The organism is Shewanella algidipiscicola (assembly GCF_900380485.1).
Taxonomy (GTDB): Bacteria; Pseudomonadota; Gammaproteobacteria; order Enterobacterales; family Shewanellaceae; genus Shewanella; species Shewanella algidipiscicola.
The window spans coordinates 308,648-333,604 of record NZ_OXJV01000017.1 but is presented as its reverse complement, the minus strand read 5'-3'; the positions used below and the strand labels follow the sequence as shown (position 1 = coordinate 333,604).

Genomic DNA, 24,957 nt, shown 5'->3' with positions numbered 1-24,957 from the left:
GCCAGTATGTTTTCGACATTAATATTTTCGCCTGTGACCTTAAGAGGCTTATGTAATGGGTAAGTGGTTTAAATCGGGTTCGCCGTGGATCTGGATGACGGGCGGCGCCGTGAGTATTAGCTTGATTGCCGTGTTGGGATTGCTGCTGTTAATCGCATGGCGCGGACTGAGTTATTTCTGGCCAGCAGAGATCTATCAGTGGGAGTTAGTGGATCAACAAGGAGTACGTTCAACCTTAATTGGTGAGATTTACGACACCGAAGCTGTACCTACCGAGCGTTTGTTGTCGGCGGGGCACCAGTTTAAGCAGCATCCAGGTGAAACGGTCACCCGTTACTTAATTAAAACGGGTAACCGTGAGTTTGTGAATCTGGACTTTCGTTGGGTGTTGGCCACTGATATCGTCTCGCGCACCGCGCCCTATGATGTGGCTAAGCTTGAGCGTAGCAAAAATGGCGATTTTTACGGTTATCCTATTGCCATTATCGAAGATGGCAAACGATTAGCGTTAGATGATGTTGAAGCCTCTTTTGAGGCACATATCGAGCGGGCCGTCGCCTTGAGTGACCAAGCGGTGTCGCTGCAAAAAGGCGACATTGGCTCGATTAACTATCAGCTGGAAAACTTGCGTCTCAAGCAGCGGGGTTATGAATTAGATAACGCCCTGACCGACAGCCGTAAGCAGGCGCTGGCGAGTGAACGTGAGCGGCTGCAAAATGAGTACCTTGAGCTGGAAAAAACATTCTTTGCCCTGCGTCAAGCGGCGGCTCGCGATGCGGTTGTGGTGCGCGATATGCGCGGTGAAGAGGTGGTGCTTAAACTCGATACTATTTTAGGTGTCACCTATTCTAATCGTTTAGGTATCGTCGGTAAGTTAGTGCACTGGTTTAAGGGGGTGGGTAATTTTGTCAGCGCCGATCCTCGCGAAGCCAACACCGAAGGTGGCGTGTTTCCGGCCATTTTTGGTACCGTGTTTATGGTGATGTTGATGGCGGTGATTGTGACCCCCTTTGGTGTCATTGCCGCGGTTTACCTACATGAATACGCCAAAAAAGGCCCCATCACTAAGATGATCCGCATTGCGGTGATCAACTTAGCCGGCGTGCCGTCGATTGTATACGGTGTGTTTGGTTTAGGCTTTTTTGTCTATATGTTGGGTGGCTCGCTCGATCAACTGTTTTACCCCGAGGCCTTACCATCGCCCACCTTTGGCTCCCCTGGGGTGATATGGGCCGCACTCACCTTGGCGATTTTGACCTTGCCAGTGGTGATTGTCTCCACTGAGGAGGGCTTAAGCCGTATTCCTAGTGCGGTGCGTCAAGGCAGCTTGGCATTGGGGGCGACGAAAGCGGAAACCCTATGGCGCATTGTGTTGCCCATGGCGAGCCCTGCGATTATGACCGGGCTTATTTTAGCGGTGGCCCGCGCCGCCGGTGAGGTGGCACCATTGATGTTGGTGGGTGTGGTTAAATTAGCGCCCACATTGCCGATAGACATGAACTTTCCATTTGTGCATTTAGAACGTAAATTCATGCATTTAGGTTTCCATATTTATGATGTCGGTTTCCAGAGTCCCAATGTTGAAGCGGCGCGACCCTTAGTGTATGCGACCTCATTTTTATTGGTGTCTGTGATTGTGAGCTTAAACTTAACGGCCATCGCCGTGCGCAACCACTTGCGTGAGAAGTATCGCTCGCTAGAACATTAATTGGGCATAGATTACATAGTGCTTAAGCTCGGCTTGAGCGCCAATATCCCTTTATCCTGAAGTGATTAGGAACAGATATGATTTCGATAGATAAGTCGGTAATGCAAACCGCGCCGGTAGATTTAGATAACTTAAGCAGTGAGCAGACGGCACTAGAGATCCGCAATTTGGATCTTAAATATGCCGATAAACAGGCGCTCTTTGATGTGTCGATGAAGATCCCGAAAAAGCAAGTGACCGCCTTTATCGGCCCCAGTGGCTGTGGTAAGTCGACCTTGTTGCGCTGCATCAATCGCATGAACGATTTAGTGGATAACTGCCATATCAGTGGCGAGATTTTACTGCATGGGCAAAACATTTACGCCAAAAATGTCGATGTAGCTTCATTACGTCGCAATGTGGGCATGGTGTTTCAGCGTCCGAACCCGTTTCCTAAGTCGATTTATGAAAACGTGGTGTATGGCTTGCGTTTACAAGGCGTTAACAATCGTCGTCAACTCGATGAAGCGGCGGAGCGCTCGCTGCGCGGCGCAGCCATTTGGGATGAAGTCAAAGACAGGTTACACGATAACGCTTTTGGCTTGTCGGGCGGGCAGCAGCAGCGTTTGGTGATCGCCAGAGCCATTGCCATTGAGCCAGAAGTCTTGCTATTGGATGAGCCCACATCAGCCTTGGATCCTATCTCGACCTTAACCATTGAGGAGCTGATCACCGACTTAAAATCGCAATATACTGTGGTGATAGTGACCCATAATATGCAACAAGCCGCAAGGGTGTCAGATCAAACGGCCTTTATGTACATGGGAGAGTTAGTGGAATATGCCGACACTAACACCATCTTTACCACCCCTAAGCAGAAGAAGACCGAAGATTATATCACTGGGCGTTATGGCTAATCTCATTGAGATAGCAAGCTTTGCTTGGCGGGCTAAGTCTGTTGCCGGTGGCACGGAATTGATGACATTTAACAAGGTTGAATTTTTATGGAAAACATGAACTTAAATAAACATATCTCGGGTCAGTTTAACGCTGAGCTGGATGATATTCGTCATCGCGTATTGGCCATGGGTGGCTTGGTCGAACGCCAGTTAGAGCAAGCGCTCGATGCGCTTGGCAATTTAGATGTCGAACTGGCACAGCAGGTGATTGAAGGCGACCATACGGTTAATGGTATGGAAGTGTCTATCGATGAAGAGTGCACCCGCATCATCGCCAAACGTCAGCCTGCTGCCAGTGATTTACGTTTGATCATCGCCATTTCTAAAACCATCACTGACTTAGAACGTATTGGTGATGCGTGCGTTAAGATTGCCAAGGCGGCATTAGACAAGCGATTGAAAAACCAACAACCGCTATTGGTCAGCATCGAGAATATGGGCCGTCATGCCACCCGCACCTTACATGCCACTTTAGATGCCTTAGCGCGCATGGATGCCGACGTGGCCCTTGAACTGCATAAAGAAGATATCAAGCTCGACAGTGAGTATGAGGGCATTATTCGCCAGTTGATGACCTATATGATGGAAGATCCGCGCTCAATCCCCGAAGTGCTTGATGTGTTATGGGCGGCTCGCGCGGTCGAGCGGGTAGGGGATCGTTGCCAAAATATATGTGAATACATCATTTATTATGTCAAAGGCAAAGATGTGCGCCACACTTCCTATGAAGAGATGAAAAATATCTAGGGCCTGTTGATCTTTCAAGGTTGTTTTTGCAGCGAATTGCTGGGTATTTATACAAGGCAGAAGCTTCGCAGTGTAGTTATTCTACATAAAAAGCTGAGAACGCAGTAAAAATCCCCAACAAACGCTGCCCGAAGGGTTCGGCTAAAAACGTTTTACTCTTTGTTAAGTGAATTTTGCTTAGATGACTAGGCTGCAATCCACTCGCCTCGATTAACACGTTTTTTGCTCGAACAAAATTCAACCAGCAAAGATCAATAGGCCCTAGCCAGTCGGGTTAAACTCAGTCGCAATAAGAGCAGCCTTCAAGGCTGCTCTTTTGTTTATCGGTATCGATTAATATTTGCACGATTTAGTCAGAGGGTGAATTGAAAAGGGATTTCGGGTATACTTCGCCAGCTTCTGGTGAAGGTAGATTGTATTCAATAGCGCTTTATTAATGGTTGTTATTTAATGTAATTTATTGCGTAGGTCGAGATAGCTTTGGCCTATGCCGTTGTGTATATCTTGTTTAAATGTTCACTCAGAAGCGTGCTGACCATGGCCATATGACTTAATGGCATCTTCATGGATAGCATCAAATTTAGCTAGGCAGTCAGCAGTTGGGCTGTGTGGTATTAGTTTATGTTGAGAGGAACTATGTCGATAAAATCGAGTATCAACCCACCGGTGTTTTATTCATCGGTGGTCATGATCTTTATTATGGTGTTTGTGGGAGCCATATGGCCTGAACAGGCACAAACTATATTTAAATCTGCTCAGCACTGGCTAGAGATGAAAACCGGTTGGCTTTATATCTTGGCAGTGGCTATTTTCTTAATTTTTATTATCTTTGTAATGGTCAGTCGTTTTGGTGATATAAAATTAGGCCCCGACCATTCAGAACCCGATTACAGCTATCAAAGCTGGATAGCCATGCTGTTTTCGGCTGGTATGGGGATTGGTTTGATGTTTTTTGGTGTGGCAGAGCCGGTGATGCACTTTTTAGCACCGCCCGATGCCGACCCACAAAGCATTCAGGCTGCAAAAGATGCCATGAAAATCACCTTTTTCCACTGGGGTATTCATGCTTGGGCCATCTACGCTGTGGTGGCGTTGTGTTTAGCTTACTTCTCTTATCGTCATAAATTACCCTTGCTCCCCCGCAGTGCCTTATATCCGTTAATCGGTGAGCGCATTTATGGCCCAATAGGTCACGCGGTGGATACCTTTGCGGTATTAGGTACCTTATTTGGTGTGGCCACCTCATTAGGCTTTGGCGTGTTACAGGTTAACTCTGGACTCAATTACCTGCTTGGAGTGCCGATTTCTGCCACTGTGCAGGTGGTGTTGATTATCGCCATTAGCCTTATTGCCACGTTATCGGTCTTTTCTGGCCTCGACAAAGGGGTAAAGCGCCTCAGTGAGCTTAACCTAGGTCTCGCCATCTTATTGCTGATATTTGTGTTGCTATTTGGCCCAACAGTCGCCTTATTACAGGCGTTTGTCCAAAATACCGGTGCCTATTTAAGTGACATTGTCGGTAAGACATTTAACCTCTATGCCTATGAGCAGAAAAATGATTGGCTTGGTGGCTGGACCCTGCTTTATTGGGGCTGGTGGATCTCTTGGTCTCCATTTGTGGGTACTTTTATTGCACGCGTATCCCGTGGACGCACGATCCGTGAGTTTTTAATCGGTGTATTATTTGTGCCTTCGGCCTTAACCTTTATGTGGATGACGGTATTTGGTAATACCGCTATCGATGCCATCATGAACCATGGCGCGACCTATCTAAGCGAGGCGGTCTCTTCCGATGTATCGGTGGCTTTGTTTATGTTTTTCGAACATATGCCGATGTCGACTCTGTTATCGACAATCGCCTTGTGTCTAGTGGTAACCTTTTTTGTTACCTCGTCAGACTCAGGGTCGCTGGTGATAGATAATCTGACCTCGGGCGGTGATCCCAACTCGCCAGTATGGCAACGTATTTTCTGGGCGTTACTGCAAGGGGTAGTTGCTTCAGTGTTGTTGCTTGCTGGCGGGTTACAAGCCTTGCAGACGGTAGCGATAGCCAGTGCGATGCCCTTTTTGTTGGTGATGCTGCTGATGTGTTTAGGCTTATTCAAGGCATTGCAGGATGATTGGCTTAAGATCAACAGCGTGCAGTCACACAATACCAGTGTGCAATACGCTAAGACCAACGTCAGTTGGGAAGATCGCATCGATGTACTGGTGTCGCATCCCAGCCACGAAGATGCCGTGTTGTTTTTAAAACATGTTGCAGCGCCCGCTTTAGAAAAGGCCTGTTTAAGCTTTGTGAAGCGCAGTATTCCGGCGCAGATGCAATATGTTGAAGACAGAGTGCGCTTTATCATTCAAGAAACAGAGCAGGGTGACTTTGTCTACGGCTTAAGGATACGGGCTTATACTATCCCTAATCCATTAGAAGCCGAGATTAAAGACGGTGACGTGAATTATTATCGGGTGGAAGTATTCCTTGAGCATGGCGGTCAGCATTATGACGTGATGGGTTACACCGAGGAGCAGATTTTGGCCGACGTGGTGACCCAGTATGAGCGCTATTTGCATTATCTGCATCTGTCGAACTCAGAATATGTCAGCGATGAAAACACTTAATACCCAATAAATCGCTGAAAGTGATTTAAAGGCCCAAATCTTAGGATTTGGGCTTTTTTATGGGGATGGTTAGCGCTGTTGGTGCTGCACTATTTTGGTTGCACTTAGGTAGGCCAATGATTATTCTTGCAGGCAATTATTTTTTGAAGAGAGGCAGTTCATGTCAACCCATCAAGGTCAAAGCAAGCTAGACAAAGTGCTGGCTGAGGCGCGCGAATACAAAGCCAAACGAGAAACCGGTTACCGTGAGCAGGCGTTAAAACTCTATCCTTGGGTGTGTGGCCGTTGTACCCGCGAGTTTACTCACTCCAACTTGCGCGAGTTGACCGTACATCATCGCGATCATAACCATGACAATAACCCCTCAGACGGTTCAAACTGGGAGCTATTGTGCCTCTATTGCCATGACAATGAACACGCTAAATATGAAGAGCTGATCCAATATGGCGCGACCACAGAAACCAAAGTCGAGGCGGCCACCTATAACCCGTTTGCAGACTTAAAAGGGATGATGAGCAAAAAGTGATAAGCGCCACCGGCCTATCGCTAGCATAAGATGCCGAGCCGTTATCAACTGTCTTGCTCAAGCAAGCGTTGTTCGGCTTGGCGCCACTTGTCACGGCTAATGACCTGCCCCTTATTCTGCGCGCTGGCCTGAGACGGCTTGCTCTGTTTTAACTGGGCTTTGCGCTGATTAACCGCTTCGATAATCGCCTGTTGGCGGGCCTCGCTGGCCTGTCCCCAACCAACAATCTCATCAATATGGCGAAAACAGCCCACACAAATATCATCGTCATTAAGGCCACAGCGTGCGACGCAGGGTGAGCGCATAGGTAAACTCTTGTTCATTGTTTTGGCCGCGATTCTACGTCAGTGGCAAGGCAGATTCAACGTCGCTACCTTTGTGCTTAACAATAAAGCCCTCCTAGGCGTTTTTGCTGACGCTATTGAGATTATCTAATCACTATCACTTGAGCCGCCTGCATAAAACACTTACTTTAAGAGGTACTTCAATCTGCTTACCTCACGAGTTATGTTATGCGCAGCAATATTCAGTTTTTCTTAATTGTCATCATGTTAATCGGCGTTAGCGGCTGCTCATTACTGGAGATTAAATTAGAAAGTGGTATCGAACCGCTACCCAAGGAACAGTTGAATATGCGGGTGTTTAGTCGTGAGTTCAGTAATACCTTCTACACAGGGGTTGAGCATAGCGCCGATAAAATTGCGGCGCTAGCGCCCGATGATGTGGCTATCAAGTCTCACTCCCTGATGTGGAAAATCAACAGCGAGCAAGCTTTGCAGCGGGCGATCTTTCAGGCATCGCCTATGGCGGCCATGGTCGATACCTGGACCTTAACGGCTCAAATGTCGGCCTTTTTTGCCTCTGGCGCAGGTCATCAACTGTTTGGCGAGCAGCAAGCCATTGCCGTCACTGCTAGTCAGCGACTGCAACAAGAGTTCGAGCAGACAGTGAAAGGCTTTGTTAACGAGGTCGATTTTAAGCAGTATCAAGCGTTTGTTAATCAGTACGTGGCCGATAATCCGCTGATTGATATCACCTTTGTGCGCCGTTCCGCTTTTAGGGATTGGTTAGACTTTAAAGCCATTAATGAGTTTGAAGCGGTGACCACATTTGGTACCGTGCCCGAGGTGATGAGTGATATTTCTGATCGCATGGCGATGATATCTGAGCAGATGCCTAAGATCCTTGGCTGGAAAGCAGAGCTTTATGCATTGCATTCAACCCTAAATGTGGAACATATTCAGGTGACCTTGGCTAGCATCAGCGAAACATCGGCGCGTTTTCACCGCTTAATGGAGCAGAGCCCACAAATGATGCAAGACTTAGCGGTGGATCTGCGCCGCGAACTGACCCCACTCTTGCAGCAGCTCAATGAAGCGACCGATAGCAAACTTGTGCAGCTGTCTGCCGAGCGACAAGCACTCGAATCTATGGTTAAAAATGAGCGCCTTGCCCTAGAGGAGATGGTGGCAAGAGAGCGTATGGCCGCTGCTGCCAATTTGGATCAAATTGCCCAGCACTCGGTTGAGGTGGTGTTTGCGCAATTAACCGCCACGCTCAAGAGCCTGATCCTCTATTTTGTCTTATTTTTGCTGGTAATCTTTTTTGCGCCCCTCGGCTTGGGCGTTTGGCTGGGCAAACGCATGGCACATAAGCCGCAATCGCCTCAATAGCGCTATGCTGGCTGCGGTAACTTGATTACAATAAAAAGGCACTCACCGAGTGCTTTTTTTATGAAGGAATTAACATGTCTTATGGTCAAACCCTGCAGGTACTCGGCGCATTACTGCATAGCAGCCGTGGGTTATGGCAGGTCAAAGCATTCGAATGTCATCATCTGCCTTGGGAGGCACACTACCCGACCTTGGCTAAGCAGGTGTGGCAAATAGGCGATGATGATATCGACGCTATTGATGTCGATACGCCGCGCTTACTGGCGACCTTGCTGCCAGCACTGACGCACGATCTTAACGCCATGGTCAATGGGAAGTCAGCGTCTGCGACTCAGGCGCAGGTATTCTTAGATTCGCTGGGGTTATTGTCAGGCGGCGCGCCAGACCAAGAGCTGCCCCATGCGCCACGCGCCGCTCAATCGCAGGCAAGTCACGCGGTACAGCATGTGGCAGTCACCGGCTTAGCCGATGAAGTGGCGCCCCATTTTAGCGCGCACATTAAAGGCCGTAAGTGGCAGCAGATCAGTGCATTTACCCAGGCCATTGCCGATGATAAGCACGATGTGCTCGAGTGGTGCGCCGGTAAAGGTCATCTGGGGCGGTTAATCGCTAAAGCGCAGCAGCGAAGTGTTATCAGTCTTGAATGGCAATCGGCCTTATGTGATAGCGGTCAAGCCTTTGCGCAGCAGTGGTCACTGCCGCAACGGTTTGTCTGCGCCGATGCCTTTAGCCCCGATGCCGCTCGGTTGCTAACACCGGCTCAGCAAGCGGTGGCATTGCATGCTTGTGGCGATTTACATGTGGCGTTACTGCAACAGGCAAGGTGCGCGAACACGGCTTCACTGGCAATATCACCTTGCTGTTACCATCTTATTCGCGCTAGCCATTATCAGCCGTTATCGCAGGTCGCTCAGCAAAGTGGACTTAACTTAAGTCGTCACGATCTGCAGTTGCCTTTGCAACACAGCGTTATCGCCAATGACAAGGCCACCGAGCTGCGCCATAAAGAGGTGGCGTGGCGCTTAGGTTTTGATAGCTTGCAGCGTGAGGTGAGCGGGCATGATCATTACTTGCCGATACCGTCGGTAAAACAGAGTCAGCTCAATGGCGACTTTAAGGCATTTTGTCTCTGGGCCGCAGCACAAAAAGGCGTATCCTTGCCGGTAAACTGGCCTGTGGAGCACTATTTGGCACTAGGGTATCGACGCCAGCGACTCACGCGGCGTATCGATCTGGTGGCGCACCTGTTTCGTGACGTGCTAGAGCAATGGCTCTTGCTTGATAGAGTCTGCTTTCTCGAAGAGGCGGGTTATCAGGTCAAGTTAACCACTTTTTGTGATAAGCAGATCACCCCGCGAAACCATCTGATTTTGGCTCAGCGTCACCCCCATGACTAAATCGGCGTTGCCTTGGTTCTGGGTGAATGCAGGTGCCACTTGGTGAGATAAACCCGATAGACTTGGTTAAAGAGACGACACTTGTCGGCTAATTGTCGAAAAAAGCCGCTCTATGGTGGTTTTTTATTGAATCATGCGCCGTTTCTTGCTCAAATGTCGGGTTATCAGTGAATAATAATAAATATTGGCGCGGTTAGTGTTGATATATTGAGCGAACTACACGGTTGCATGAAATATTCTCGCGTTTTTATAAATAGCCTAGCCTATGAGCTGGCCCCTGTAGTGGTCTCCACTTCAGAGTTAGAGTCTCGATTAGCCCCCCTCTATCAAAAGTTTAGGATCCCAATGGGGCAACTTGCCGCATTAACTGGGATCCAAGAGCGTCGTTGGTGGCCAAAAGGACACAGATTATCTGACGGCGCCATAGCAGCGGCGCATAAATCAATCGAAGAAACCGGCATCAGCGTTAGCGATTTAGGCGCGGTGGTTTACACCGGCGTTTGTCGTGACCAACATGAGCCCGCCACAGCATGTCGCATCGCGGCTGAGCTTGGCGTCTCAAAAGATACCGCCATCTACGACATCAGTAACGCCTGCCTTGGGGTGTTGTCGGGTATTCTCGATATCGCTAATCGTATCGAGTTAGGCCAGATCAAAGCTGGGCTTGTGGTCTCATGTGAATCGGCGCGCCATATTGTCGATATCACCATAGACAACATGCTGGCTGAGCCAACGATGCAAAATTATGCCCGCTCATTAGCGACCTTAACTGGCGGTTCGGGCGCGGTGGCGGTGTTATTAACCGATGGCAGCATCCCCTTAAAAGGCGAGCGTAAGCACCAACTGCTGGGCGCAAGTCATCTGTCGGCCCCCGAGCATCACAATTTGTGTCAGTGGGGCTTGCAAGAAGCGGGCACGCAACTGTACCGCGAATTTATGCGCACCGATGGTGTGGCCCTATTGAAAGAGGGGGTCGAGTTGGCACGACATACTTGGAGCCATTTCCTTGAGCAGCGTAACTGGCTGGTGGAGCAGGTCGACAAGGTGATTTGTCACCAAGTGGGCGCCTCTAACCGTAAACAGGTACTCAGTGCGCTTAATATTCCGCAAGAGAAAGAGTTTCCAACCTACCAATTTTTGGGCAACATGGGCACTGTCTCGTTGCCGGTCACCGCTGCCATGGCGCATGATCAAGGCTTTTTGCGTAAAGGCGATCAGGTGAGTTTTCTTGGCATAGGCAGTGGTCTAAATTGCATGATGCTTGGGCTTAAGTGGTAATTGGCCACTGATTGTCCCCATAGTGTTGTCTCAATCAAACAGATTATCTCGATAGCGGCGCATCGGTCGTTATCGAGGACAAAAATGGTATATAGGAAAGATCATGCTCGATACGCTATTTCCCTTTAAGCGCAATTATTTCGATATCAATGGTAACAAACTGCATTACGTCAACGAGGGCCAAGGCGAGCCGGTGGTGATGGTGCACGGTAACCCAAGCTGGTCATTCTATTATCGTAACTTGGTATCGGCCTTAAGCGATAACCATCAGTGTATTGTGCCGGATCACATTGGCTGCGGTTTGTCAGATAAGCCAGACGATAGCGCATACGATTACACCCTTGAGCAGCGTATCGATGATTTAGCAGCCTTATTAGATCACCTCAACGTCAAGCAAAATATTACCCTTATCGTGCACGATTGGGGCGGTATGATCGGCATGGGCTTTGCGGCGCGTCATCCTGAGCGGATTAAAAAATTAGTCATCCTCAACACTGGCGCGTTTCACCTGCCAGAGGCAAAACCCTTTCCGTGGGCCTTATCTATCTGCCGCAACACGCTGCTAGGTACGGTATTGGTGCGCGGTTTTAATGCTTTTTCATCGATTGCATCTTATGTTGGCGTTAAACGTCAGCCTATGCCGAAAGCGGTTCGCCAAGCGTATGTTGCGCCGTTTAACTCTTGGGCCAATCGCATCTCGACGCTGCGTTTTGTGCAAGATATTCCGCTTAAGCCTGGCGATAGAAACTATCAGTTGGTGTCGGATATTGCCGCCGCCTTGCCACAGTTTGCCACACTGCCTGTGATGATCTGTTGGGGCCTGCAAGACTTTGTGTTCGATAAGCACTTCTTAGATGAGTGGCAACGGGTGTTTCCGGGTGCTCAAGTGCATGAATTTGCCGATTGTGGTCACTACATTTTAGAAGATGCCAGTGATGAGGTCGTCACTCATGTTCGCCAGTTTATGGCGCACTAATGACACGGCCCGTTTGCAGTAGCCCAGCCGATAGCTTATCTGGTAGCTCATCTGTTAGCCCAGTGCAGGCAAATGTCGTTGATAAACCACAATTAAATGCCGATGGTGCCAATCTGTGTCGCCATCTGCACAGCGCCGCCCAGAAAACCCCAACGCAACTGGCGGTGGCGGTGCAGCAGGCCCACGGCGGTTTGTTGACTAAAAAGTTCAGCTATCAAGAGCTTAGCTTCGATGAACTCGATAAGCTCAGCTCGCGTATGGCATTTGCCCTAGAGCAATATGGCATCACTCGCGGCATGAAAGCCGTGTTAATGGTCACCCCCAGTATCGAATTTTTCACGCTCACCTTTGCCTTGTTTAAGGCGGGGATCATTCCTATTTTGGTTGATCCTGGCATGGGAGTAAAAAACCTTAAGCAGTGTTTTGCAGAATCTCAGCCCGATGCTTTTATTGGTATTCCTAAAGCGCACCTCGCTAGGCGCTTGTTTGGCTGGGGTAAACACAGCATTAAAAAACTCATCACCGTTGGCGGCAAGGGCTGGTGGGGCGGGGTGTCCTTGCCTCAACTCTTAAGCCAGGTGCCAGTGGATAAGCCTTATCCAATGGCGCAGCTGAGTCATGATGAGATGTGTGCCATCTTATTTACCAGTGGTAGCACTGGTACGCCAAAAGGGGTGGTCTATTCCCATCGCATGTTTGAGGCGCAAATTAGCGCGCTTAAACACGATTATCAGATAAGCCATGGCGAGCGTGATTTAGCCACTTTTCCGCTGTTTTCCCTCTTTGGCCCTGCGCTGGGCATGGCTTCTATTGTGCCCGATATGGATGCCAGTAAACCTATTACGGCCAATCCTAGCCATATCTTTGCCGCGCTCGAACGCTATCAATGCACTAACATGTTTGTTAATCCGGCGCTGATTGAGCGTTTAGGTGAGGCGGGCACAGATAACCACGCGGTAACACTGCCTAGCCTAAGACGGGTGATCTCCGCCGGTGCACCTGCCACCATCGCTTCTATAAAACGCTTTAGTCAGCTACTCAATGATGATGTTGAGGTGCTTAACTCCTATGGCGCGACAGAATCCTTACCCATCAGTAAAATGGGCAGTCAGGCCCTATTTGCCACTACAGATATCACAGATAACGGCGGTGGGATCTGCGTAGGTGACGCCATAGAGGGAGTCGATATTGCCATCATTGGGATCGATAACGCGCCCATTGCTCAATGGGATGACAATTTGCGCTTACCTGCGGGTGAGATTGGTGAAATTGTGGTGTCAGGGCCTATGGTCAGTCGATGCTATTATCAGCGTGACTGCGCGACGCTGCTTGCCAAGATAGCAGGCAATGACGATGTTATTTATCATCGTATGGGAGATTTGGGTTATCTCGATGCTGACGGGAAATTATGGATGTGCGGGCGCAAAGCGCACCGGGTCGAGGCGTTAGCGCCTGACAATGAGGGTAGCATCAAACGCTATTTCTCTATTCCCTGTGAGCGTATTTTTAATACGCATCCCAGCGTTAAACGCTCCGCCTTAGTGGGTATCGACATCGATGGTAACACCACGCCCCTGATCTGTTTAGAGCTGAAGCAAGGTTTAAGCTGCAGTTGCTCGGCGCAGCTGTATCACGAATTACGTGAGTTAGCCCAAACCCATGAGCAAACAAAAGGGATAACACGGTTTGCTATTCATGGGGGGTTTCCAGTCGATATTCGTCATAACGCTAAGATTTTTAGAGAAAAATTAGCACTATGGGCCCAAGCCACTTATAAAGAATAAGCAAAAATTGCCCCATTGATCTCGCCGCAAGGTAAAAGATAAATGAGTCTGACTGAGCAATGGCCGATAAATGACTGAAAAATGATGATGGCTACGGATAGCATGACAGCAGAGAGTATAACAGCAGGTAGCATGACAGCAGAGCACACCACAGCGCCAAGCCTGGCGCAGTTTCACCCACAAGAGCAAGCCGCCTTACAGCAATTAGCGCAGCGTGCGCCGCGGGTGTTAGTCACTGGCGCTGGCGGTTTTTTAGGTAAGGCGATTTGTGAGCGACTTGTCGCTGCTGGCATCAAGGTCAGTGGTTTGGCCCGTGGCACTTATCCAGAGCTAACCGCCATGGGCGTCAATATGCTCAAGGGTGACATTATTGATGCCAAACAGGTTTCTGATGCGCTGCAAGGTTGCGATTTGGTGTTTCATGTGGCCTCCAAAGCGGGCGTGTGGGGCGATAAATCCAGCTATTATCTGCCTAATGTGGTGGGCACCAACAACATTATTAACGCCTGCGTGGCGCATAATATTCCGCGCTTGGTGTATACCAGCACCCCCAGCGTCACTTTTGCCGGAGTCGATGAAGCATTTATCGATGAAACGCAGCCCTATGCCGCCAGTTACCTTAACTATTATGCTGAGTCCAAAGCCCGCGCCGAACAACAGGTGGTGGCGGCCAATGGCCAAGTGTTGGCCGATGGTAAGCTGTTAAAGACGGTATCGCTCAGGCCGCACCTTATTTGGGGGCCTGAAGATCCCCATTTAGTGCCACGCGTGATTGCGCGTGCTCGGGCCAAACGACTGAAATTGGTTGGCCGAGACGATAAACTTGTCGATACCATTTACATTGCCAATGCCGCCTATGGTCATCTATTGGCGGCGCTGGCCTTATATGACGACGCGCCATCTTGTGCGGGGCAATGTTATTTTTTAAGTAACGATGAGCCCATCACCATGGCGGCCATGCTAAATAAGATCTTAGCTTGTGCACACTTGCCTGCGGTTACCCAACGCGTGCCAGCTAATCTTGCCTATGGGGTGGGGGCACTGCTCGAAGGTGTCTATTGGCTGCTGGGTAAACAGCAAGAACCCATCATGACCCGTTTTGTCGCTAAGCAGTTGTCGACCAGCCACTATTTTGATATTTCGGCGGCCAAAAAGGATCTGGGTTATCAACCGCTGATCTCTATCGATGACGGTATGGTGTTATTAGCCTCTTGGTTACAGCAACAAAAGTGACTTTAACTATCTGTCTAACGCCTTAATTTATACGCGCTAACTTATCCTCCCATATACGCACTAACAACGAGTACTTAATATAAGTAGTTAATATAAGTAGTTAATATGAGATTCATTAATAGTGTTTGAGTTGTTGCGACTCACTCATCATGACTTAGCATGTGTGCCATTTGGGCTAAGGTTTAACAAGCCACTTGTTCTATGCTTTGCAGTGGCATGTGTGCACACCCTATCCAGCATCCAGCATCCAGCATCCAGCACCGTTATCTATTTCCTACAAACCCCATCAACGCCCATGATGCCTACGCCAGAGTCTCACTGAATGGGTTTAGCCGAATAAAAAAGGGTTAATGCTGACAAAGCCAATATCGGTAAAGCCAATATGGGCCAGCTAGACTGACTCAAGTTAGCCTAGGTGAGGCGAACTTGAGTCAAATTTGGCAATGCCTTGAATAATCTAATACTTATCTACTAATACTCTTCTTATGTTTAATTGACTTCACCTTAGACTGCGCATAAAGTTGTAGCCAAAAAATGTCGCTGCCAACATTTTGTTAACGCGACCAATACGTTTAGGGTATCTCTTTTACATGGATGAGCAGATCTTTTATTTTGGTGATTGGCAGGTTATTCCCTCGGCCAACACCCTTCGCTGCGGTTCAGTGGTTAAACAACTTGAGCCTAAAGCCATGGACGTATTGCAGCTGCTTTGTCGCCATCAGGGGGAGGTGCTCAGTAGTGATGATATCGTGGCACAATGTTGGCCAGCGGCCGATATCGGCGACAATCCGCTACACAAAATTATCAATCAACTGCGCCGCGCCTTAGGCGACAGTGCCACCCAGTCCACTTACATTGAAACCATACGTAAGCGCGGTTATCGCACGCTTGCCGAGGTGAGTTATCCTGTCGGCAGTGAGCAAGCAGCCAAAACCCAAGTCTGGCAAGGCGACTCTCCCTATCCCGGCCTCAAAGCCTTTGGGCCTGAACACGCAGGAGTGTTTTTTGGCCGCAGCGAGCAGGTCGCCACCTTGTTAGATCGCATTGCTCAGCAGATCCAGTTTGGTCGTGGGTTCTGTTTAGTGCTTGGCCCCAGTGGCAGTGGTAAATCCTCTTTGATCAGCGCCGGTGTGATGCCCAACTTAATGAGCGAGCACGGTTATAACGGCCTTAACGTTAAGTCTTTTAGTCACTTAGATCTTGCTGATGTTACCAGTGGGCAATTGCTGATGGATTTAGCCTGTGTGATGCTCGATTGGGAGATCAACGATGTGCCGGTATTTGACGGCTCAAGCGCCCAAGCGTTAGCCCAGTTGCTGCAGACCGAGCCCAAAGCCGTGATTGAGCATTGTAACACTGCACTTCGAACCCATGCCGATCATCTGTCGCAACTGGCACTGTTTATCGACCGCTTAGAGGTACTGCTCTCATCGCCACTGTTTAGTGATACAGAGAGACATCAATTTGTTGATTTAATCGAGCAACTTGCTAGCTCCGGTAGTGTATTAGTCGTCAGCGCCTGTCGTAACGATTTTTACCCTTTGTTGGTTGAGTACCCTAGTTTAATGGCGGGTAAATCTCGCGGCGCCCATTTTGATCTTGCGCCGCCGAGTCGCCAAGAGCTGTTACAGATGATCCGTCTGCCAGCGATTGCGGCCAATTTAACCTGGGAGTTTGATGAGCGCAGTGCCATGCCGCTCGATGAGCTTATCTGCTCCGATGCCGCTGGTAACCCTGACACCTTGCCTATGCTGCAATTTGTGTTGCAGTCGCTGTATTTGCAACGCAGCGAAGATAATCAATTAAGCGCCAGTGTTTACCGCCAACTTGGCGGTATCGATGGCGCGATTGGCAAACAAGCCGAAGAGACCATTTGCCAGTTAAGTGCGGCGCAGCAAGGCTGTTTACCCCGAGTCTTATCACTGCTAGTGACCTTAAAGGAAGATGAAAACAGCATTACCAGCCGCACTGCGCGCTGGTCACAGTTAAACAGTCAGGATGAACAGCAGCTAGTACAAGCCATGGTGGATAGCCGCTTGTTTGTCTCCCATCTGCAAAATGGTGAGCCCTGTTTTAGTGTTGCGCACGAGGCCTTGCTCAGGCGATGGCCTAGGATCACCGCATGGATAGAGGCGCACCATCATAGCTTAAGCGTTAAAAGCCGCCTGTTTCATCTGTCGCAGCGCTGGCTGAGCGAAAACAAACAAAATGCCTACTTGCTCGCGGCGGGTAAACCGCTCAATGAGGCAGAGCAGCTTTGTGATAACCCGTTTTTTACCTTAGATAAACCAGAGTTGGCGTTTATTGCCGCCTCACGGCGGCGGGCCCAAGTTAGGCGCTGGACGGGGCGCGCGACGGTCGCACTCTTATGTCTGCTCACGTTTATCTCTATCTTAATGAGTGTTAAAAGTCACGATGCCGAGCAACAAGCCCAGCAAAAGCGCTTGGCTGCAGAAAACTTACTCGGGTTTATGGTGGGGGATTTTGCTGACAAGCTGCGCGGCATTGGCCGAATGGATCTGCTCGATGGGATCAGTAATAAAGCGCTGGAATATTTCAGTGACTTTTCGGTGGATGATGATGAGAAACACCTCAGTTTCGATGCCCGTTTTCAGCATGGTCAAACCTTAGAGGCGATGGGTGAGGTGGCTTATTCGCGTAATAAAGTCGATGAAGCCCGCAGCGCACTGTTAGCGGCTCAAAACAAAATGGCGCCGCTGTTAAACTTGCAGCCCAATCATTTAGATTTACTCAAAGCCTTGGGGGCCAATGCCTTTTGGCTAGGGCAACTGCACTACGATAACAGCGATTGGCGTGCCACACAGCCTTGGTTTGAACAGTATCTCAATTATAGTCAGCGGATGTATCGAGTGGCGCCTGATAATGTAGACGCCATGATGGAGCTCTCTTACGCTCATAACTCGCTGGGCTCTGTGTATATGAAGCGAAAGGATTTTAGCCGCGCTACCGCCGCCTTTGAGCAATCACTGCAACTGAAGCTACAAGCGCTAACGCTAGAACCTGATAACAGTCAGCGAATTGCCGATGTGGCTAATGCACGATCTTGGCTAGCAAGTGCCATTTTATCAACTGGTGATATTGATCGCGCACTAGACATCCATCAACAGATCCAAAGTGAGTTTGAACTGCTCCAGTTTAAGAAGCAGCCTTATTTACTTGACAGAGTAACGAGTAGTTATTATATATCATCAAAGTTATTGTTTTATAAGGGTAATATTGTTAATGCTTATGAGAAGGCATCCAAAGGTTTAGAAACTATTGACGAGGCGTTAGTGGTAGATCCCGATAATCAAGTTTGGAAGTCAATTAGATATTATTCATTGTTCCAGTTGCTGGAGCTGAGCGATCAATATTTTGACAGCGACAATGCCTTTAATATTGAGAGATTAGCGGTTTTGTTAACGGCAGATGAACAACTGGCTAGTTCACCCAGAAATAGGGAGGTGTGGGCCGCGTTTCAATACGCGGCGGCGCGGCACTTGTTTAATGTTGGCAAGCATGAACAAAGCCAGCGCTATATTGAGCCTGCTATTGCGTCCTATCAAGCGTTAACCAAAGAGTTTAGCCAAAATTCTAGCTATACCCTGAGATTGGCAGAAAGCCAGTTATTACAGGCGCAGCTATTACAAAAAAAGTTATCACAAAAAACACCTGTTAACCCAACACAGCAGAGCGCAGAGATCACCGCACTGTGCGCTAAGGCCCACAGCCTGCTTAGCCCGATAGTGTTACAGGATAAAGATCCCCGTTACGGGATCCCGCTGGCTAAAGCGCTCGACTGCTTGGGCGAGTTAGACAACAGCAGCGAGCTAGTGCAGCACCTCAGCAGCGCAGGTGTTGGCGGTATAACGTTTTAGTGCTTGGCTTTATTTATTCTGTCGTCAGCCAGTAGTAAACCTGTAGTTCAACCATTATTCGCTAATAGCACTGCTCACATAAGTGATTTAAATTGTTAATCAAGTTGTAAACATTAGCTGTACAGGTAAAGGTTGTAATAAAAGACAGTTAATTTATAGGTAGTGATGTCAATCATCATTTTTGTTCTAGTGCTTAGTTTCTAGTTTCTAGTTTCTAGTTTCTAGTTTCTGGCGTAATATTAAAAGGAAATCAAATGTCTAAAGCAGCCGGTCAGGCCCATTATGTGAAAGTGAATGTCGATTTAGAAAACGGTGAACCCGTATTCAGTTATAGCCATTTTAACGGCGAGCCTTGTGAAGGCGATGTTACAGTGACTGAAGCGGGCACTATAACCTACCAGCTCAATGATAATACCGGCAAAGGCCTTAAATTCACCGGCGTGGGCTTTATTACGCCATTTGACGGTATTGTCGATGCGGTAACGATTAGCAGTGATGGCACCTTAATTCAAATGCTGGACCTAGATAACACCCCAGGCACCACCAAATTCCAGTTTGTGTTATCCAATGCCGCCAATACATTGCTAGTGTTAAGTCCCGATCCAGAGGTTATTAATCGAGATGTAAAATAATGTAAATGTTAGGCGCTGCATTGAGTTGCAGCGCTTTTTGTGCTTTCGCTCCCTCCCTTAATTTTCTTCATTGAACCCCTTGTTTTATTAATGTCTCGTTATGCGCGTGCATAGATTAAATGGCTTCACTGACTCGGTTGGCATGAGGTCGGTTAACGTTGGGGCGAACAAATACATAATTAGCGACTCTTCATCTGTGTTGTCTATCGCTTATCTGAGTCGTTTATCTGAGTCGCTTATCTCAGTCGCTTATCTGAGTCGTTTATATTGGTTGTGCATATTGCTTATGTATATGTTGCTGCAGGTTGTTTGTATGGGTTATTTATCTGCATTGTTTATCTTGTTGAGCCAATAATCAGCCTCAATGAGGTGCTTTTCTCGCTTGAGTTAATCTTCGGTCACCATTTAATGTCAATCAAACCAATGGTTTGCGTGGGAAGAGTACCGAAAGGTTAAGTTCACTTCGCTGCTGTAGTCTTTATCCCATAAGGTGAAAGCCGTGACTGCCTGCCAAGGTCGAGGGATAAGATATGCAAGCTGATAAATGCGTAAACATGATTGAGCAATACCGAGGTGATAGCTTGGAGACACTCAAGAAACTGGATGATAGATGGGCTGCCTACTGTGGCGATGCTGATGCTACAGCAGGTAGTTCTTTATTAACTCACCGTGGGTGTGTTGATACTGATAGTGCGGCCATACTGGACACACCTTTCAACGCAAATGTAGCCACGCTTAACTTACCCTCTACCAAGGTGCAGCCCGGACTGTTAACCACACTGGCCAGTGTTATTAACCATGTTAATGAAGCCATTTTTATCATTAATGAGCAAGGCGTGTTACAGATGCTCAATCCGATGGCTGCGACCTTATTTGGCGCATCAATAGAGGACTTAACGGAGCAATCTTGGAGTGATTTTTTGCAACCTGAGGTGAAAGAGCGCTATTTATCTCTACTAGCACAAGGGGCTAACGGCCAAGAAACGCTGGCGAATATGGGCACTAAGGAGATAGTGCTGCAGCGCGCCGATAGCTTGAGCTTAGATGTCGACTTATCCCTGTCTTATTTACCCGCTTCGCCAACGGGGCAGGGAGCACTGTACATGGGCATGATGCACAATTTAACTCGCCATAAGGCGCAATACCAAGCCTTAAGGCTGCAGGCGCGCACCGATAAGTTAACTGGATTAGCCAATCGCCATGCGTTTGATGAAGAGATAGAGCGTTGCTGGGTCGATTGTAATAATGACCATCAGCCACTGAGCTTAGTGGTGATCGATGTTGATTATTTTAAGCTGTTTAATGACAGGTATGGTCATGTCAATGGTGATGCCTGCCTGAAGAAGATAGCGGCGGTGATTGATAGCGCATTACCCACCAGTCAATGCATGGCTGCGCGCTACGGTGGGGAGGAGTTTGCGCTTATTTTACCTAACTGTGATGCTACCGCTGCGCAGCTTTGCGCCCAACGCGTACAAACTGCCATTAATCATTTGTCATTTACCGACTTGGGGTTACATGGTTCGGTGCGTGTCAGTGTCAGTCAGGGGATTGCCGTGGAAACCTTAGGCCAATACCGCACCTCTAAAGCCCTGCTGTGCGCCGCCGATACCGCCCTGTACCGGGCCAAATCTGATGGTCGAAACCGTATTAATATCAGAGTCTAATGGGTATCTGCGTAATCGAGAGCCTGACGGCTCTCGATTACGCTGGCAAACTGGCAAACTGGCAGGCTCAGCACTTAGCACTTAGTTTGAGCTTTTAGCCATTAGCCGTGACTGATAAATTGTGGCTGTACTTGCCCGTTAGCGCTTTGCTCACCCACCATTTTTGCCACCGATGTCATTGCATTGGTCAGCTGAGTGAGTTGCTGCTGATCAATGCAGTAAGGCGGCATAATGTAGATTAAGCGCCCAAAAGGGCGGATCCAGACACCTAAGTCAACAAACGCCTGCTGTAACTGGGCGGTATTCAATGGTTGTTGCATCTCTATCACCCCCACGGCCCCCAGCACTCTCACCGCTGCCACGCCAGGCAATGTGCTTGCTGGCGCTAATTCTGTCTGCATTTGCGCCTCAATTTGTGCCACCTGCTCAATCCACTCATTGCGGGCGATGAGATCTAAACTGGCACTGGCCGCGGCGCAGGCCAGTGGATTACCCATAAAGGTTGGCCCATGCATAAAGACCCCCGAGGGCGAGTCACTGATCCCTTGGGCAACATCGTCACTACAGAGCGTGGCAGCAAGGGAGATATAACCGCCTGTTAGGGCCTTACCCACACATAGGATATCGGCTTCAATAGCGGCATGCTCATAGGCAAACAACTTACCGGTGCGGCCAAAACCTGTGGCAATTTCATCTAAAATCAGCAGCACTTGGTATTCATCACACAGGGCTCTTAAGCCTTTGAGGTAATCGCTCGAATAAAAACGCATGCCGCCAGCCCCTTGCATGATGGGTTCGATAATCACCGCCGCAATGCTCTGGTGGTGTTCATCTAGTGCATCGCGCATCGAGCTAAGATCATCGTGTTGTAATGGCTCACCAAATGGGGTTTGCGGCGCATTAACAAACAGCTGTTGGGTGACCGCATTACCAAACATGGTGTGCATGCCGCCTTCGGGATCGCACACGCTCATGGCGGCAAAGGTGTCACCGTGATAGCCATTTTTTACCGTTAAGATACGTTGCTTATTGGGCAGCTGCTGGCCTTGCCAATATTGCAGTGCCATTTTCATGGCAACTTCAACGGCAATCGAGCCAGAGTCGGCTAAAAACACCTTGGTTAAGTTATCACTGGTCAAATTGAGCAGCTTTTTACACACGTCGATGGCGCTGTGATGGGTGATCCCGCCAAACATAACATGGCTTAAGGTGTGCAGCTGCGCTTGCATCGCCTCAAGAATATAAGGGTGACTATAACCGTGGACACAGGCCCACCATGAGCTGGTGCCGTCGATCAGTTGCTGTCCATTGTCGAGGGTGAGTTCACAACCATCGGCTGACACTACGCCAAAGGTAGGCTGGGCGTGGGTCATAGAGGTATAAGGATGCCAGATGTGTTGTTTGTCAAAATTATAATCGATAGGGGGTGTCGCGGTCATAGCGTCTCCGTGGTTAATTGTTGACCATTAGTCAACTTGGCGCACTGGTTGGCGTTGACAGATTAAGACCTAAAGGTATGCTAAGCAACATAAATGTCGATGAATGGTATGACTTCATCGCGATCATATTCAGAGTAAGGGCCGCTATCCATGTCACAAATACCACTACGTCATGACTGGCAACGTGATGAAATAGAATCACTTTTTGTATTGCCGATGAACGACTTATTGTTTAAGGCCCACAGTATTCATCGTCAAGTGTACGATCCTAACGAAGTGCAGATCAGTCGTCTACTGTCAATTAAGACGGGGGCTTGCCCAGAAGACTGCAAATATTGTCCTCAGAGCGCCCGTTATGACACCGGACTTGAAAAAGAGCGGCTGATTGAAATTGATAAAGTCCTTACCGAGGCTCGCGCCGCGAAAGCCGCCGGTGCATCGCGCTTTTGTATGGGCGCTGCATGGCGTAATCCCCATGAGCGCGATATGCCGTACCTTAAAGATATGGTGGCAGAAGTCAAAGCCATGGGCATGGAAACCTGCATGACGTTGGGGATGTTGTCGCCCTCGCAAGCTGAAGAACTGGCTGGGGCTGGGCTTGACTACTACAACCACAACTTAGACACTTCGCCAGAATATTATGGCGATATCATCACTACGCGTACCTACCAAGACAGATTAGACACCTTATCGAATGTGCGCGCCGCAGGCATGAAAGTGTGTTCTGGCGGTATTGTCGGCATGGGTGAGCAGGCGAGCGATCGCGCTGGCTTATTGCAGCAGTTGGCCAACATGGAGCAGCACCCTGACTCTGTCCCTATCAATATGTTAGTGAAAGTGGCGGGCACGCCATTTGAGAATTTGGACGATCTTGATCCGTTAGAGTTTGTGCGCACCATTGCCGTTGCGCGCATTATTATGCCTCACTCACGTGTGCGTTTGTCGGCTGGACGCGAGAGCATGAGCGATGAGCTACAAGCCATGTGTTTCTTTGCCGGCGCCAACTCGATTTTTTACGGTTGCAAATTACTCACCACCAGCAACCCTGAAGAAAACGATGATATGGCGCTATTTAAACGTTTAGGCTTGCACCCAGAACAGGGTAAAGCGGCAACCATTGAAGAAGAAAAAGCGGTATTTGCCAAGGCCGAAGCCATCAAGGCCAAGCAGACACAGCCTTTTTATGATGCGGCGGCGCTCTAATTTAATGTTGAACGTGTTAAGTGCCTTGTTGCTGATGTTGGCCATATGAGTGCAGCCACACCTAAGGTGAGTCGACTGAGCCAAAAAATCGATACCCAGATGGCGCGCGCCCGTCACGCAGGGTTACTGCGTCAGCGCCGCGCCTTGGCAATCGCTAAGGCGGGCGATGAGACGCCAAATGAGTTTATGCTCGAGGGTGTCAGCTTTATTAACTTCAGCAGTAACGACTATTTAGGCCTGAGCCAAGCTTCTGTGCTGGTGGAGGCCATGAGCCAAGGTAGTCAGTTATATGGCGTGGGAAGCGGCGCATCTCCTTTAGTCACAGGCTACAGTGAGGCGCATCGTCAACTTGAACAGGCCTTGTGTGAGGCCAGCGGACATGAAGCTGCCTTGCTATTTTGCTCGGGCTTTAGTGCCAATAGTGCATTGATGAAAACCTTGTTTGACCGCCATGATACCGTGGTGGCCGATAAGTTGATCCATGCCTCACTTATCGATGGCTTACGCGATAGCGGCGCACATTTAAAGCGCTTTGCCCATAACGATATTGATGCGGCGGTTAAGCTTATTGCCACTCATCAGCCGCAAGCGGTGATCACCGAAAGTGTCTTTAGCATGGATGGTGACTGCGCGCCGTTGGGGGCGCTGTATCAAGCATGCCAACAGGCACAAAGCTGGCTTATCGTTGACGATGCCCACGGTTTTGGGGTGTTACCAGTGGCAAAGCAGCCGCGGGCGAGCGTTAGCAACTGCAACGTGCAGGTGGTCACTTTTGGCAAGGCGCTGGGGTGTCAGGGCGCGGCGATTTTAGGCTCGCAAGCGTGTATCGATTTTATGGTGGCCAATGCCCGCCATTACATCTATTCGACGGCGCTGTCTCCTGCTAATGCCTATGTTGCCTATCGCGCGGTCAAATGGCTTGGTGAGTCAAGCAAGGTCGCAGACACCTTGCTCGGCATCATCGATGCCTTTAGGCGGCAATGTCAGCAAGTGGGGATCACGCTGAGCGACTCGGTTACGCCAATTCAACCCATAGTGATAGGCGAGCTTGAGCGCTTACAAGCGGTAACCGATGGGCTTAAAGCGCGAGGCATTTGGGCTGGGTCGATACGGCCGCCAACGGTGCCTAAAGGCAGTGCCCGCCTAAGAATTACCCTTAATGTGAATCACACTCAGGCGCAGCTTGACCACCTGATAGCCAGCTTGGTTGAAGTGCTATAACGCGCTAGCTAAACAATACTGCGCATGCGGTAATGCTAAGG

General features: G+C 49.0%; 18 protein-coding genes. 16 read left to right on the top strand and 2 right to left on the bottom strand.

Annotated features, from left to right (window positions below; genetic code table 11):
- The first annotated feature begins 55 nt into the window (after positions 1 to 55).
- The 5 genes from pstA (at position 56) to DN599_RS13650 (ending at position 6,535) form a co-directional block, all read left to right on the top strand.
- Entirely contained in the window at positions 56 to 1,708 is a 1,653-nt protein-coding gene (gene pstA / locus DN599_RS13675) for a phosphate ABC transporter permease PstA (RefSeq protein ID WP_110458138.1), read from the top strand.
- 77 nt (positions 1,709 to 1,785) lie between these two features.
- On the top strand, positions 1,786 to 2,604 hold the full coding sequence (gene pstB / locus DN599_RS13670; protein ID WP_110458137.1) for a phosphate ABC transporter ATP-binding protein PstB: 819 nt from the start codon (positions 1,786 to 1,788) through the stop codon (positions 2,602 to 2,604).
- Between the two features lie 87 nt (positions 2,605 to 2,691).
- Entirely contained in the window at positions 2,692 to 3,393 is a 702-nt protein-coding gene (gene phoU / locus DN599_RS13665) for a phosphate signaling complex protein PhoU (RefSeq protein ID WP_110458136.1), read from the top strand.
- 636 nt (positions 3,394 to 4,029) lie between these two features.
- On the top strand, positions 4,030 to 6,009 hold the full coding sequence (locus DN599_RS13655; protein WP_110458135.1) for a BCCT family transporter: 1,980 nt from the start codon (positions 4,030 to 4,032) through the stop codon (positions 6,007 to 6,009).
- A 160-nt stretch (positions 6,010 to 6,169) separates the two neighbouring features.
- Positions 6,170 to 6,535 (top strand): YajD family HNH nuclease, encoded by a 366-nt coding sequence (locus DN599_RS13650; RefSeq protein ID WP_110458134.1) that lies wholly within the window; start codon positions 6,170 to 6,172, stop codon positions 6,533 to 6,535.
- A gap of 44 nt (positions 6,536 to 6,579) precedes the next feature.
- On the opposite strand, the gene DN599_RS13645 is transcribed toward DN599_RS13650, so the two are convergent.
- The gene (locus DN599_RS13645) at positions 6,580 to 6,840 is read right to left on the bottom strand and encodes a DUF1289 domain-containing protein (protein WP_110458133.1); all 261 of its coding nucleotides are present in this window, start codon (positions 6,838 to 6,840) and stop codon (positions 6,580 to 6,582) included.
- Between the two features lie 207 nt (positions 6,841 to 7,047).
- On the opposite strand from DN599_RS13645, the gene DN599_RS13640 reads away from it, so the two are divergent.
- The 9 genes from DN599_RS13640 to DN599_RS13600 all read left to right on the top strand — a co-directional run bounded on the left by DN599_RS13640 (position 7,048) and on the right by DN599_RS13600 (position 21,053).
- A complete protein-coding gene (locus DN599_RS13640; RefSeq protein WP_110458132.1) occupies positions 7,048 to 8,208 on the top strand; it encodes a chemotaxis protein in 1,161 nt (386 codons plus the stop codon).
- 74 nt (positions 8,209 to 8,282) lie between these two features.
- Complete coding sequence (locus DN599_RS13635) at positions 8,283 to 9,605, top strand: methyltransferase (RefSeq protein WP_110458131.1); 1,323 nt, start codon at positions 8,283 to 8,285, stop codon at positions 9,603 to 9,605.
- Positions 9,606 to 9,833: 228 nt separating this feature from the next.
- The gene (locus tag DN599_RS13630) at positions 9,834 to 10,883 is read left to right on the top strand and encodes a 3-oxoacyl-ACP synthase III (protein ID WP_110458130.1); all 1,050 of its coding nucleotides are present in this window, start codon (positions 9,834 to 9,836) and stop codon (positions 10,881 to 10,883) included.
- Positions 10,884 to 10,986: 103 nt separating this feature from the next.
- Positions 10,987 to 11,859: an alpha/beta fold hydrolase gene (locus DN599_RS13625; RefSeq protein WP_110458129.1), complete on the top strand. Its 873-nt coding sequence runs from the start codon at positions 10,987 to 10,989 to the stop codon at positions 11,857 to 11,859.
- On the top strand, positions 11,859 to 13,643 hold the full coding sequence (gene oleC / locus DN599_RS13620; protein ID WP_110458128.1) for an olefin beta-lactone synthetase: 1,785 nt from the start codon (positions 11,859 to 11,861) through the stop codon (positions 13,641 to 13,643). Before DN599_RS13625 ends, oleC begins: the two co-directional genes overlap by 1 nt.
- Positions 13,644 to 13,775: 132 nt before the next feature.
- Complete coding sequence (gene oleD, locus DN599_RS13615; RefSeq protein WP_110458191.1) at positions 13,776 to 14,876, top strand: 2-alkyl-3-oxoalkanoate reductase; 1,101 nt, start codon at positions 13,776 to 13,778, stop codon at positions 14,874 to 14,876.
- Positions 14,877 to 15,466: 590 nt separating this feature from the next.
- Entirely contained in the window at positions 15,467 to 18,754 is a 3,288-nt protein-coding gene (locus DN599_RS13610; protein ID WP_110458127.1) for an nSTAND1 domain-containing NTPase, read from the top strand.
- A gap of 254 nt (positions 18,755 to 19,008) precedes the next feature.
- Complete coding sequence (locus DN599_RS13605) at positions 19,009 to 19,386, top strand: DP-EP family protein (RefSeq protein ID WP_110458126.1); 378 nt, start codon at positions 19,009 to 19,011, stop codon at positions 19,384 to 19,386.
- A gap of 530 nt (positions 19,387 to 19,916) precedes the next feature.
- Positions 19,917 to 21,053 carry a GGDEF domain-containing protein gene (locus tag DN599_RS13600; protein ID WP_239473308.1) on the top strand — a complete coding sequence of 379 codons (1,137 nt, stop codon included), beginning with the start codon at positions 19,917 to 19,919 and terminating at the stop codon, positions 21,051 to 21,053.
- 101 nt (positions 21,054 to 21,154) lie between these two features.
- On the opposite strand, the gene bioA is transcribed toward DN599_RS13600, so the two are convergent.
- A complete protein-coding gene (gene bioA / locus DN599_RS13595) occupies positions 21,155 to 22,492 on the bottom strand; it encodes an adenosylmethionine--8-amino-7-oxononanoate transaminase (protein WP_110458125.1) in 1,338 nt (445 codons plus the stop codon).
- A gap of 150 nt (positions 22,493 to 22,642) precedes the next feature.
- Here bioA and bioB point away from each other — a divergent pair, with 150 nt between their 5' ends.
- The gene (bioB, locus tag DN599_RS13590) at positions 22,643 to 23,695 is read left to right on the top strand and encodes a biotin synthase BioB (RefSeq protein ID WP_110458124.1); all 1,053 of its coding nucleotides are present in this window, start codon (positions 22,643 to 22,645) and stop codon (positions 23,693 to 23,695) included.
- A gap of 45 nt (positions 23,696 to 23,740) precedes the next feature.
- Entirely contained in the window at positions 23,741 to 24,916 is a 1,176-nt protein-coding gene (locus DN599_RS13585) for an 8-amino-7-oxononanoate synthase (protein WP_420820870.1), read from the top strand.
- The last annotated feature ends 41 nt before the right edge of the window (positions 24,917 to 24,957 follow it).